Source organism: Gemmiger formicilis, from assembly GCF_016900095.1.
In the GTDB taxonomy this organism is placed as follows: domain Bacteria; phylum Bacillota; class Clostridia; order Oscillospirales; family Ruminococcaceae; genus Gemmiger; species Gemmiger formicilis_A.
Map to the genome: position 1 here is coordinate 137,585 of NZ_JACJJP010000002.1, position 12,861 is coordinate 150,445.

A 12,861-nucleotide genomic window follows, 5' to 3' on the forward strand; every position below is an offset into this window, starting at 1 on the left:
TCCTTTCGCCGTGGTTCGCCCCTATTGTACCCGGATGGAAGGCCGGGCGCAAGGGGGCGTGCAAAAAAGCCCCGCTCACGGGGAGCGGGGCGCAAAATTCAGGCTTCTTCCAGCCGGGCGGCGAAGAATTCGCAGTCGGCGGCAAAATGGTCGGGGTCGGATTCCTCCAGCAGGCCGATGATCTCCGGCTTGGCGGCCTTCACGTTGGCCATCAGGGCGTCGTAGGCCACCAGACCGGTGCCGGGGCGCACGCATTTCTGCTGTCCGTTCTCGTCAAAGACGCAGTCCTTCAGGTGCAGCACCGAGATCCGGTCCCCGTACAGGTCGAAGGCCTTGTTGATCATGGCATTCTGTTCTTCGGCGCCGGTGGCCCAGGGGGCCACCAGGTTGGCGGCGTCCAGAATGACCTCCACCGCCGGGGAGGCGATGTCTTTCAGGAACCGGTCCATCATCTCGGGGCAGCACAGGGTGTGGCTGTACACGCTTTCCACCCCCACGGTGACCCCCAGACGCTCGGCGGCGTCCAAGATGGTGGAAAAGCTGTCCAGCAGGTTGCTGTAGCACTCGGCGCTGCGGGTGGCGTCGGTCACCGACATGTCCACGCTGTACCGGCCGGTCTCGGTGCCCACCATGTCGGCGCCGCAGTGCCGGGCGTAGCGCAGCCGCTCCACAAAGCGGGCCACCTCGGCGGCCCGGGCGTCGGGGTCGGGGTTCACCGGGTTGATGTAGCAGCCCAGCACCGCCACATGCAGGTCCCGCCTGGCCAGTTCCCGGCCGATCTTGTGGGCAAACCCTGCCGAGTAATGCCCGGTGGTGAAATCGTAGTCGGAAAAGCTCTTCTCAAAGGCCAGCTGCAGATGCTGGAGCCCCTGGGCCTGCATGGCGTCCAGGGCTTCGGTCATGGGCGCGGGATGGTAGGCGTCGTGCGCCCGCATGCCAAATTGAATCATGAAAAATCCTCCTGACGGTCAAGGACGGCTGCGCCGATGATGCCGGCGGCGTTGCCCAGGCTGGCCAGTTCCACTCTGGTGTTTCGGCGCGAATAACGGGAATAGATCAGGGGTGCCACCTTCCGGCGCAGGGGTTCCAGCAATTGGTCCCCGGCGCCGCTGAGCCCGCCGCCGATGCACAGCAGTTCGGGCTGCAGCAGGTTGATGACGTTGGCCACCCCCTCGGCCAGATCCGCCACAAAGGCGTCCAGCACCCGGGCGGCGGTCTCGTCCCCGGCCCGGGCGGCGGCAAACACCGCCCGGCCGTCGATGGGCCCCCGGGCCAGGGCGCTTTCGGGGGTATCGGCCAGGGCCTCCTCCGCCCGGCGGATCAGGGCGGTGGCGGAGGCGTAGGCCTCCAGACAGCCCCGCCGCCCGCAGGTGCAGGGACGCCCCCCGGTGTGGATGACCATGTGGCCCAGCTCCCCGGCGGCCGCGTTGCAGCCCTCCCACAACCGGCCGTTGAGGATGATCCCCCCGCCCACGCCGGTGCCCAGGGTCACGGCCACCATGCTGCGGGTGCCCTTGCCGCAGCCGGCCAGGTATTCGCCCCAGGCGGCGGCGCCGGCGTCGTTGGCGGCCAGCAGGGTGCAGGCAAACCGCTGGCGCAGCAGCCGCACAAAGGGGACGTTGTCAAACCCGAAGTTGTTGGCATACTCCACCGTGCCTTCGGCCTGGTTCACGGTGCCCGGAATGCCGATGCCCGCGCAGCCCACGTCGGCTTCGGCCAGGCCGTTTTGCTCCAGCAGTTCCAGAGCCAGGTCGTGGATGTCGTCGGCCAGGCGCTCGGGGGTCTTGGGCAGGCCGGTGGGGCGGGATACCTGGCACACCAGGTGCAGATCCCGGTCCACCAGCCCGGCGGCGATGTTGGTGCCGCCCAGATCGATGCCGATGTTGTACATGAAACTCCTCCCGTTTGCGGGTTCGCCCCGGGGGCGGAGCCGCAAAATGTCATTATGTATATCATACCATCGAATCCCCCAAAAACCCAGCGATTTTTTCCATTTGGGGGGAATCGGATAGTATCATTTTGATTTTTGGCGGGGCGCGGCAAGGAAAGCCCCAAACCCAAACACCGGAATCCTACAGGATTCCGGTGTTTGGGGTGCCGATTATGGGGTAAAAGGGGTTCAGCCCGCCACGGTCACGCTGGTGATGTGGGGGTTCACGCCCTCGTACCAGTACAGGAAGCCTTCCATGTCGATGGTCTGGCCCACCTGCAGGTTCTTGACGGCGGCATACACGTCGGTGGTGTTGTCGCACAGGTAGCTCTCGATGGTGAAGGTGTAGGTCTGGCCGTTGTAGGAGGCGTTGAAGTACAGGTCGTCACCATCGGTGCCGGAGCCGTCCCAGTTGTACAGGAAAGCGTACTCCTCGTCGGAACCTTCCAAGGTGGAGGGCTCCACAGTCAGGCCCTTGAAGCTGACCAGCTCGTTCTGGTGGTCGATGAGTTCATCGGTGCCCAGCAGGTCGGTCACGTCCAGAGGCTCGGCCACAAAGGGCTCGGCGTCTTCCACGATCTCAAAGGTGCCGTCCATGATCTCGATTTCGCCGGACCACTCGCTCTTGTAGCCGGTGACGCGGATGCAGGTGCCCGGGGTCAGCTTGTCGTAATCTTCCTCGGAGCAGGCCATGTCGTACATGAAGTAGGCGCCGTCGGGGCTCTGGCCGTAGACGGTGGCCTTGTCCTCCCACCAGGACTGCTTGGCCTGGACGTAGGTCTCGATGGTCACTTCGCTGTCCACATCGGCAGCCATGTACTCGTCATGGGTCAGCACGGTGCCGGCGGTGGCAGCGGCGGCCTCGGAGGTGGCGGCTTCCTCGGAAGAAGCGGAAGAAGCCTCGGATTCCGGCGCGGTGGATTCGGCGACGGAAGAGCTCTGGGCGGCGCAGGCGGTCATGGAAGCAACCATGCCGAAGGCCACCAGAAGGCTAAGAATCTTTTTCATTTTTATTCCCTCCTAATGGTAGGCCGGGGCGTATCCCTCACGCCCCGGACAGTTCCATTATAGCCCAAAGGCCCGAAAAATCAACCGGTTGGCAAGTCTTGTCATCTTTTTGCCTCTTTTTGGCCGGCACGGCGGTCCCGCACCCTGCGCACAACCACACAGACAAGAATCCCCACCCAGGCCAGCACCAGGGCGCCCAGCAGGGCCAGGGCGGTGGGCGGCAGGGGCCCCAGGTCCTGCTTGCCGCCCATGGCGGAGGTCTGGTCCAGATGGTAGAGCGCCACCGTGTCGCTGTACAGGCTCTGGATGTAGGCGTCGTCCACCGTCTGGTTGCGGCGCACGCTCTTGGTCACGCTCTCAATCAGCGAGCCCGCCGCGTCCCGCAAGGAGGCGGACCCGTTGAACACCGGGGTCACAAAGGTGTTGTCCAGGTTGTCCAGCAGCAGCTGCACCGCCGCCAGCTTGACGGCGTAATGGGTGTCGTCGTCCTCCCCGGCCCGGGACAGATAGTCCTGGTAGGCCGGGTCGTTCTGGGCCTTGGTGGTCACCGGCACATAGCCTTCGGTCTCGGAGTAGGCAATCTGCACATCGTTGGTCAGCAAATACTGGGCAAACAGCCAGGAGGCCAGCACCTCCTGGGGGTCGTCCTTGTTGAAGATACACACCGACGGCCCCTGGGAGATCATCTGGGGGTGGTCGGGGTCAAACTGGGGCACCATGCGCACGGCGGTCTCAAAGTCCACCACCTCGTCCTGGGCAATGTCCATGAGGGGGGCGTTGCTGCCCATCCAGGTGGACCCGGCAGTGGAGTCCACCGCAAAGACGCACTGCCCGGCGTTGAGGAAGTTGGCCGGATACCCCGAAATCTTGAAGGTGGAGAAGGCGCCGTCCGCCGTGTACCCCGCAATGCCCTTCAGAAGGTCGGTGGTCACGTCGTTGAACAGCTCGATCTCCCCGCTCTGGGTGGAGTAGCCCGCCCCTTTCTGTTTGAGCATCTGGATCATCATGTTGTCGGTGGACTTGTACAGGAAGGGCACCATGACGTTCTGGCCGTTGAGGGCGTAGGTGCCGTCGGCGTTCTTCTTCGCCGCCGCCTCGGACACCTCCCACACAAAGTCCCAGGTCAGCACGTCGGGCAGGGTGTAGCCCAGGTCCTCCACAAAGGTCTTGTTCACATAGCAGGCCTCGGTGGAGCGCATGAAGGGCAGGGCGTAGCAGGTATCGCCCAGGTGGCATTCCTGCCAGAACTGGGGCACGATCTCGTCCTGGGTGGGGCCGTCGAACTTCAGCTCGCTGCCCCCCAGGCCGTAGGCCGGGTCGGCGGCCAGCTCATCCAGGGGCACCACCACGTTGTCGCCGGTGAGGTAGGTGGCGATGTGGTCGGGGTAGGTGATGCAGACATTGGGGGTGGTGCCGGTGGAAATGTTGGTGATCACGTCGTTGTAGATGTCCCCGTAGTCGGTGTACAGCCGCAGGGTCACGGTGATGTTGGGATACAGCGTCTGGAAATCCTCGATGGCCTTTTTGTAGATGTCGGTCTGGGTCTTGTTGGTGTCGTTCTTGGCCCAGAAGGTGATCTCGTAATTCTGGCTCTCGTCAAAGGACTCCGGCACCGTGAAGGCGGCCTGTTCCCGGCTGCCGTGGCAGCCTGCCAGCATCCCGGCGCAGAGCAGCCCGGCGCAGGCGACGGCCAGCGGGCGCAATATGCGATGGTTCATCCTTTCAGCCCTCCTCTGGAAGCGCCTTCCATGATCTTGTTGCGGAAGGCCAGGAATAACAGCACCAGCGGCACCGAGATGACCACCACGGCGGCCATCATGGCGGGGATGTTCTCCCGGCCGAAGCCCTCTTCCCGGATCTGCTGGATGCCGTTGGACACCAGGAAGTAGGCCTGGTCGTCGGTGATCAGCCGGGGCCAGACGTAGGAGTTCCAGCACTCGATGAGTTTCAGGATGGTGATGGTGACGATGGTGGGGCGGCAGATGGGCACCATGACCTTCCACAGATATTTCAGGTCGGAGGTGCCGTCCACCTTGGCGGCCTTGTACAGCTCCTCGGGCACCTGCTCAAAGTTTTCCTTCAGCAGGTAGATGTAGAACACCGAGGTGATGGAGGGCAGAATCAACCCGGGAAAACTGTTGCGCATATCCAGGTTGGTGATGGTCACAAAGTTGGTGATGACCACCAGTTCGTTGGGGATCATCATCATGGACAGAAACAGCCCGAACACCAGGTCCCGCCCCCGGAATCGCAGTCGGGCAAAGGCGTAGGCGGCCAGGGTGCTCACCACCACCATGACGGCGGTGGTGATGACCGCAAAGATCAGTGTGTTGAGCAGATACCCGCCCAAAGGCACGGCGGTGAAGGCCTGCTCATAGTTTTCCAGGGTGGGGGAGAGGGTGAAGAAGGCGGGCACATGCTCCGAGTTGTAGGCGCCGTAGCTTTTCAGGGAGGTGAGCACCATCCAGTAGAAGGGGAAGAGCACCACCACCGCCCAGACGCTCAGGGCCAGGTAGGTCAGGGCCTTTCCGACGCCGTTCTTGCGCCCGGCGGCTTTGCGGCGGGCCTCAAATTCCGTGTGGGTCATTGGATGTGCACACCTCCTTCCGAAACGCGGCGGCTGATGAGCAGGTTGATGCAGGTGATGGTCAGCACGATGACAAACAGGATGATGGCCGCCGCCGACGCGTAGGAGGGGTAGCCGCCGCTGTCCCCGTAGAGCATGTCGTAGACGTAGCCCACAATGGTGTTCATGCCCGCGGCGTTCAGGTCGGTGCCGAAGAGGGCCACCGCGTCGCTGTAGGCCTTGAAGGCACCGATAAAGCCGGTGATGACCAGATACACCAGCATGGGGGAGATCATGGGCAGGGTGATGCGGAAGAAGATGCGGCGGCGGGAGGTACCATCCACCCGGGCGGCCTTGTAGTAGTCGGGGTTCACCGAGGCCAGCGCCCCGGTGAGCACCAGGATCTTGAAGGGCATGACCACCCAGATGGTGTAGAAGCAGAGCACGAACATCTTAGCCCAGTGGGGGCCGTTGATGAAGTCGATGGGCCCGGCGCCGAACCATTCCAGCATCAGGTTCACCAGACCGTCGGTGTACTCGGTCTTCTGGAACAGGACCATGAACACCAGCCCCACGGCCAGGGTGTTGGTGACGTAGGGCAGAAAGTAGATGGTCTGGTAGAGGTTGCGCAGGGGTCTGATGGAGGCCAGCGCCGCCGAGATGGCCAGGGCCAGCCCGGTGGAGATGGGCACCGTGATGATGACCAGCACAAAGGTGTTCTGCACCGCCTGCAAAAAGTAGGGGTCGTGGAGGACGTAGGAATAGTTGTACAGCCCCACCCCCCAGTAGCTCTGGGAGGCAAAGTTGAAGCCTTCCTCAAAGGAATAGATCAGCACGTCGATGACCGGGTAGACCAGAAACACGGCCAGCAGCGCGGCGGCCGGCAGCAGATACAGCCAGGCCTTGCGGGAGTAGCGGTCCATGGGTCGGCCCCCTTTCAGCGCCGGACGCCGGGCACGGCGAAGGGCAGGCGGCGCTCATCGGTCTTGGCAAACAGAAAGACCTTGTCCGGTTTCAGGGCAAAGCGGACGGTGGGGTCGGCGGCGTTGACCAGGTTCCGGGACGGGATGATGGCCCGGATCCGGTCCGCCTGGCAGGCGGGATGGGTGCAGACGATGCTCACATCCCGGCCCAGGACCTCCACCCGGCTCAGGGCGCAGGCCACCGGGCCTGCGGCGTCAGGCACAAAGCCTTCGGGGCGCACGCCCGCCCACACCGCCCCGTCGGGGGCGCCGGGCACGGCCAGCACCGGGGCGTCGGAACCGGTCAGGTACAGTTTGCCGTCCTTCACGCTGCCGTCAAAGACGTTGATGGGCGGGGTGCCCAGGAACTTGGCCACAAACAGGTTGGCGGGGTCGTCGTACACCTGCTGGGGTTCCCCCTGCTGCATGAGCACCCCGTTTTTCATCACCACAATGTGGTCGGAGATGCTCATGGCCTCCTCCTGGTCGTGGGTGACAAAGATGGTGGTGATGCCGGTGGCCCGCTGGATCTTGCAGATTTCCTCCCGGGTCTGCAGCCGCAGCCGGGCGTCCAGGTTGGACAAGGGCTCGTCCAGCAGCAGCACCCGGGGCGTCTTGACCAGGGCCCGGGCGATGGCCACCCGCTGCTGCTGGCCGCCGGACAGTTCCCGGGGCTTGCGGTCCAACAGGTCCTCGATCTGCACCAGCTTAGCGGTCTCCACCGCCCGGCGGCGCATCTCCGCCTTGGAAAGCTTCTTGTCCCCTTTCAGGTTTTCCAGCGGAAAGGTGATGTTCTGTAATACCGTCAGGTGGGGGTACAGGGCGTAGTTCTGGAACACCATGCCCACCCCCCGCAGCTCCGGCGGGGCGGCGGTGACATCCTCCTCCCCGAAAAAAATCTGCCCGGCGGTGGGGGTCTCCAGCCCGCAGATCATGTTCAAAGTGGTGCTTTTGCCGCAGCCGGAAGGCCCCAGCAGCCCCACCAGCTTGCCGTCCGGCACCGTAAAACTCAGCGAATCCACCGCCGTGACCTCGCCGGAACTCCCCTTGCTCCGGGCAGGGAACCGCTTGGTCAGGCCGATCAGTTTGATATTCATGCACACATCTCCCCAATGTCAGCAATATACAGCCATTATAGCGCATTTGCCGGGGCATCACAAGCGCGGCAAAGCCTTCCCTTGACAACCCCGGGCCGCCGCGCTAGGATTAAAGGCAGACTGTGTATATTTATAAAGGTGTGTGGTACAAAGGTGTATAAAAAATCTGTTTCCCTGACCGAGGGCAGTGTGGCCCGGGGAATGCTGGTGTTTGCGGTGCCCCTCTTTTTCAGTAACCTGTTCCAGCAGCTGTACAACGCGGTGGACTCGCTGATCGTGGGCAACTTCCTGGGCGAGAACGCCCTGGCGGCGGTGGGCTCCTCCGGCAGCCTGATTTTTCTGCTCACCGGCTTCGTGAACGGGGTCAGCCTGGGCGCCGGAGTGCTGGTGGCCCGGTACTACGGCGCCAAGGACGAATCCGCCCTGCGCCGGGCGGTGCACACCACCGTGGCCCTGGGCCTGACGGCGGGGCTGGTGCTCACGGTGGTGGGCGTGCTGCTCACCCCCCAGATCCTTCGCTGGATGGGCACCCCCGCCGAGGTCATGCCCAACTCGGTGGCTTATTTCCGCATGTACTTCCTGGGCTCTTTGGCTGTGGTCATGTACAATGTGGGGGCCAGCATCCTGCAATCGGTGGGGGACAGCCGCAGCCCCATGTACTACCTGATCACCGCGTCGGTGCTCAACGTGATCCTGGACCTTTTCTTCATCGCCGGGCTGGGCATGGGGGTGGGGGCCGCCGCCCTGGCCACCATCATTTCCCAGACGGTCAGCGCCGTGCTGGCCTTCCGCAAACTGAGCATGACCCAGGCCCCCTACGGGGTGCACTGGCGGGACGTGCGGTTCCACGGCCCCACCCTGCGGGCGGTGGTGGTGCAGGGGGTGCCTTCCGGGGTGCAGAACTCGGTCATCTCCCTGGCCAACGTCATTGTGCAGGCCAACATCAACTCCTTCGGCGCCCAGGCCATGGCCGGCTGCGGGGCCTACAGCAAGGTGGAAGGCTTTGCCTTCCTGCCCGTGACCTGCTTCGCCATGGCCCTGGCTACCTTCATCAGCCAGAACATCGGTGCCGGAAAGCTGGACCGGGTGCGCCACGGCATGCGCTTCGGCATTGTCACCTCCGCCCTGCTGGCCGAGGGCGTGGGCGTGGCCATGTTCCTGCTGGCGCCCTGGCTCATCGGGGCCTTCAACTCCGAACCGGAAGTCATCGCTTTCGGGGTTCGCCAGGCCCGCACCGTATCCCTGTTCTACTGCGTGCTGGCCTTCAGCCACTGCTCCGCCGGCATCCTGCGGGGCCTGGGCCGGCCCATGGTGCCCATGATCGTCATGCTGATGGTGTGGTGTGCTTTCCGCATTACCTACATCACCGTGACCCTGCGGTTCATTCCCCACATCGGGGTCATCTTCTGGGCCTATCCCATCACCTGGGTCATGACCACGGTGATTTTTGCCTGGTACCTGACCCACTGCCCCCTGCCCAGCCCCGGGGGCGGTGCACCGGGTCACCATGCCGCCTGAACCTGCCTTTTTTGCGCTCTGCCCGGCAGAGCGCTTTTTCTTTGCCCCTGCAAACAGGAACAGGAATTGTAAAAGGCAGGTAAAGATGCTATAATACAACAAATTATGACACAACAGCGCGCAGAGTACGGCGCGGAAAAGGAGCTTTGACAAAATGAGCAAACGGCAGATTCTGGAATACCTGCTGGAAACCAACACCAGCGTGTCGGTGCCGCAGATGTGCGTCTCCCTGCTGATGGCCCTGGTGCTGGGCATTTTTATCTACATCATCTACCGCGCTACCTACCGCGGCACCCTGTATTCCAAGAATTTCAACCTCACCCTGATCCTGATCGTGCTGATCACCACCGTGGTCATGATGATCATCGGCACCAACCTGGCGCTGAGCCTGGGCATGGTGGGCAGCTTGTCCATCATCCGTTTCCGTACCGCCATCAAGGAACCCCGGGACATCGCCTTCCTCTTCTGGGCGGTGAGCATCGGCCTGGCCTGCGGCAGCGAGTTCTACCTGGCCGGGGTGCTGGGCAGTGTGCTCATCGGGGTGGTGCTGGCGGTGGCCAACCTGGACCTGTACGATTCGGTGAGCTTTCTCTTGGTGGTCCGCGGGCAGGAAGGCGCCCTGGACCTGGACGGGGTGCAGGCGGCCGTGAAGGCCAGAACCCGCACCGCCAAACTGCGCATGCGCAGCCGCAGCGCCGGCAGCGACGAGGTCACCTTTGAACTGCGGCTGAAAAGCAAGTACGAGCACGAGCTGGTGGAGGCGGTGCGCGCCTGCGCCGGTGTGGACAGCGTGAACCTGGTGAGCTACAGCGGGGAAAGCATCGGATGACGCCCTGCGTGTACAAGCGGGTGCTGGGGGTGGTGCTGCCCCTGGTGCTGGTGGCGGCCCTGGGGGCGGCGCTGGTCTTTTCCCTGGCCGAAGCCCCCGACCCCGGCGAAACCGGGGGCCGGACGGTGCTCATCAATGAGGTGTGCGCCAAGAACCTCACCGGCCTGACCGACGCCGACGGCAACACCGCCGACTGGGTGGAGCTGATCAACCTGTCCGGACAGGATATTGCCCTGGACGGCTGGGGGCTCAGCGACGACCCCGACCGCCCCTTCCGCTGGACCTTCCCCGAAGGTACCACCCTGGGGGGCGGGGCCAACAACATTCTGCTGATCTTTGCCGACGGGCAGGACGGCTACGACACGGCGGGGAACCTCCATACCAAGTTTTCCCTCTCCCGCACGGGGGAAACCCTGGTGCTCACCGCCCCCGACGGCACCACCGTGGACGAGCTGGAATACCCTGCCATGGAATACGACCTGACCTACGGGCGGCTGTGTGACAGCGTGGACCGGGTGGGGGTGCTCAAAAACCCCACCCCCGGCACCCCCAACAGCCGGGATTTCCTGGAAGAGACGGTGCTGCCCGCCGACCTGGGCGGGGTGAATTTTTCCGCCCCGGCGGGCTTTTATGCGGACGAGTTCTCCCTGACCCTCTCCTGCGACGACCCCGACGCGGTGATTCTGTATACCCTGGACGGCAGTGTGCCGGACACCGATTCCCCGGTGTACACCGGGCCCATTGCCATCGAGAGCCGGGCCGGGGAGAAAAACCAATACGTCAGCCTGCCCACCGTCCTCTACGACGGCTGGCTCATGGGCTATGCTTTCCGCTATGCCCCCGACCCGGTGGACAAGGCCACCACCGTCACCGCCCGGCTGTGGAAGGACGGCACGTTGGGGGAGGAAATCGCCGTCCAGACCTACTGGGTGGGGGTGGACGCCGGCAGCCTGCCGGTGGTCAGCCTGACCTGTGAAGCGGACGACCTCTTCGGCCCCGAGGGCATCTATGTGGCGGGGGAAACCTACTACACCATGCGCAAATACGGGTCGGACAACCCCCAGGGCAACTTCAACGGCAATGAAAAGGTGGACGGACGGCTGCAGATCCTTGCCCCCGACGGCAGCGAGGCCTGGCAGGGAGAGACCACTGTGCGCATCTCCGGCGGTTGGAGCCGCCAGGGCGTCAAGCAGAAAAACCTGCACCTGAAACTGCAGGACGACGCCACCTCGGACATTCTGGACCAGGCCCCCGGGGGCGACGCCCTGGACACTCTGGTGCTGCGGGGACTGGGCAACGGCACCGTCTACCCGGCTTTGTACCAGGACGCCTTCCTGTCCAACTACCTGTATGACCAGGACATCGGCTGCCAGTACAATGTACCCGTGACCCTGTTCCTGCAGGACGAATACTGGGGTGTGTACACCATCCGGGAAAGCAAGAATGCCGATTTTTATGAGCGCCATTACGGCATCGGGGAAAAGGACCTCATCTGCCCCGGCACCACCGACGACGAGATCGCCCAGCCGGAGAAGGTAGCTTTTGGCCTGGGGGTGGACGCTCTGGACGCCACTACCCCCGAGGGCAAGGCCTGGGTGGAGGCCAACGTGGATGTGGAGGAGTACATCCGGTACGTCATCGCCCAGATGTATACCTACAACGCCGACGGCCTGTACAACGGCGGCAACAACTCGGTACTTTGGAAGAGTACCTGGGTAGACGAGAGCAACCCCTACGCCGACGGCCGGTGGCGGTTCTTGCTCAACGACCTGGACGCCACCATGATCGACTACCAGGTGGACCCCTTCGCCTACCTGCTGGAGAATGATTTCTCCTTTGAAAACTGCGAGACCGCGCCCTGGTACTCGGTGGTGGACAACCTGTTCCAGAAGCTGTGGCAGGACCCGGATTTCCGCACCCGGTTTGCGGAAGTGTTCCGGGAAGAGATGGCCACCACCTACGCCCCCGAGAATATCCGCCCCGCCTTTGCGGACTGGGCCGAGATGCTGCGCCCCGAGGTGGCGCGGGACCTGGACCGGCTGAAGGTGGACACCACCCCCCTGGCGTCGCTGGTACCCCTGCTGGGGGGCGGCCAGCTCAACGGCTGGGAGATGTCCATGGAGGAATGGGAAGAGCAGGTCCGGACTATGGACGAATACCTGGACAACCGGGCGGACGTGATGCTTGGCTACCTGGACCAATACCTGATGGAGGCGGACGGACAATGAAGATAGCCACAAACACCCCCGCCCTGGCCGTGGACCGGCACGAGGAAAAATTCCTGCTCAACCCCGGGGAGGCCGCCCTGGCCCGGGCGCTGCTGGACGGGGCGCTGCACCGGGACCGGCATTCCGAAGCCGGGGCCTATTACATCCGCAGCCTCTACTTTGACACCCCCTTTGACAACGACTACGCCGACAAGGTGCTGGGGGTCAGCGACCGGCGGAAAGTCCGGCTGCGCATCTACGACCATGCGGCCCCCACCGCCCGGCTGGAACTGAAGGAAAAACAGGGCATTTACTCCCACAAGACCGGCGTCACCCTGACCCGGGCCGAGACCGAAGCCCTGATTGCGGGGGAGCGGGACTTTCTGCTGGCCCGTTCTGATGCCGCTGCCCGGCGGGCGGGCAACCTTCTGGTGCAGGAAGCCCGGCGCCCGGTGGTGCTGGTGGACTACGAGCGCACCGCCTGGACCATGCCGGTGGAGCGGGTGCGCATCACCCTGGACGAGCATGTTCGCGCCGCCAAGAGCAGCGCCCTCTTTGATGGGGCGGTGCCCATGGTGGGGGTGCATTCGGGCAGCGCGGTGATCCTGGAGGTCAAGTACGACCACTATCTGCCCGGGCACATCCGCCGGCTGCTGTCCGCCGTGCAGGGCCAGAATATGAGCATCAGCAAATATGCCGCCGCCCGGGAATTTCTGTACTGAGCCATCGCAAAACTTTCCACAG

11 protein-coding genes are annotated in these 12,861 nt (G+C 63.7%); 4 read left to right on the forward strand and 7 right to left on the reverse strand.

Annotated features, from left to right (window positions below; all coding sequences use genetic code 11):
• Nucleotides 1–98 precede the first annotated feature (98 nt).
• The 7 genes from H6B15_RS01620 to H6B15_RS01650 form a co-directional block, all read right to left on the reverse strand.
• Nucleotides 99–950, reverse strand: a complete 852-nt coding sequence (locus tag H6B15_RS01620; protein ID WP_243424222.1) for a sugar phosphate isomerase/epimerase family protein — start codon at nucleotides 948–950, stop codon at nucleotides 99–101.
• Nucleotides 947–1,891, reverse strand: coding sequence for an ROK family protein (locus H6B15_RS01625; RefSeq protein WP_204645362.1), 945 nt, complete (start codon nucleotides 1,889–1,891; stop codon nucleotides 947–949). The genes H6B15_RS01620 and H6B15_RS01625 overlap by 4 nt, the downstream gene beginning before the upstream one ends.
• A 228-nt stretch (nucleotides 1,892–2,119) precedes the next feature.
• Nucleotides 2,120–2,938 (reverse strand): hypothetical protein, encoded by an 819-nt coding sequence (locus tag H6B15_RS01630; RefSeq protein ID WP_204645364.1) that lies wholly within the window; start codon nucleotides 2,936–2,938, stop codon nucleotides 2,120–2,122.
• A gap of 101 nt (nucleotides 2,939–3,039) precedes the next feature.
• Nucleotides 3,040–4,656, reverse strand: coding sequence for an ABC transporter substrate-binding protein (locus H6B15_RS01635; protein ID WP_204645366.1), 1,617 nt, complete (start codon nucleotides 4,654–4,656; stop codon nucleotides 3,040–3,042).
• Nucleotides 4,653–5,525, reverse strand: a complete 873-nt coding sequence (locus tag H6B15_RS01640) for a carbohydrate ABC transporter permease (RefSeq protein WP_204645368.1) — start codon at nucleotides 5,523–5,525, stop codon at nucleotides 4,653–4,655. Before H6B15_RS01640 ends, H6B15_RS01635 begins: the two co-directional genes overlap by 4 nt.
• Nucleotides 5,522–6,427 (reverse strand): carbohydrate ABC transporter permease, encoded by a 906-nt coding sequence (locus H6B15_RS01645; protein ID WP_204645370.1) that lies wholly within the window; start codon nucleotides 6,425–6,427, stop codon nucleotides 5,522–5,524. The genes H6B15_RS01640 and H6B15_RS01645 overlap by 4 nt, the downstream gene beginning before the upstream one ends.
• Before the next feature lie 14 nt (nucleotides 6,428–6,441).
• Nucleotides 6,442–7,563: an ABC transporter ATP-binding protein gene (locus tag H6B15_RS01650; RefSeq protein ID WP_204645372.1), complete on the reverse strand. Its 1,122-nt coding sequence runs from the start codon at nucleotides 7,561–7,563 to the stop codon at nucleotides 6,442–6,444.
• Between the two features lie 138 nt (nucleotides 7,564–7,701).
• Between H6B15_RS01650 and H6B15_RS01655 the strand changes: the two genes are divergently transcribed.
• From H6B15_RS01655 to H6B15_RS01670, 4 genes are all read left to right on the forward strand, one after another.
• Nucleotides 7,702–9,081, forward strand: a complete 1,380-nt coding sequence (locus H6B15_RS01655; RefSeq protein WP_345941907.1) for an MATE family efflux transporter — start codon at nucleotides 7,702–7,704, stop codon at nucleotides 9,079–9,081.
• A 154-nt stretch (nucleotides 9,082–9,235) separates the two neighbouring features.
• Nucleotides 9,236–9,910 (forward strand): DUF4956 domain-containing protein, encoded by a 675-nt coding sequence (locus tag H6B15_RS01660; protein WP_204645376.1) that lies wholly within the window; start codon nucleotides 9,236–9,238, stop codon nucleotides 9,908–9,910.
• A complete protein-coding gene (locus H6B15_RS01665; protein ID WP_204645384.1) occupies nucleotides 9,907–12,138 on the forward strand; it encodes a CotH kinase family protein in 2,232 nt (743 codons plus the stop codon). Before H6B15_RS01660 ends, H6B15_RS01665 begins: the two co-directional genes overlap by 4 nt.
• Nucleotides 12,135–12,839 carry a polyphosphate polymerase domain-containing protein gene (locus H6B15_RS01670; protein WP_204645385.1) on the forward strand — a complete coding sequence of 235 codons (705 nt, stop codon included), beginning with the start codon at nucleotides 12,135–12,137 and terminating at the stop codon, nucleotides 12,837–12,839. Before H6B15_RS01665 ends, H6B15_RS01670 begins: the two co-directional genes overlap by 4 nt.
• The last annotated feature ends 22 nt before the right edge of the window (nucleotides 12,840–12,861 follow it).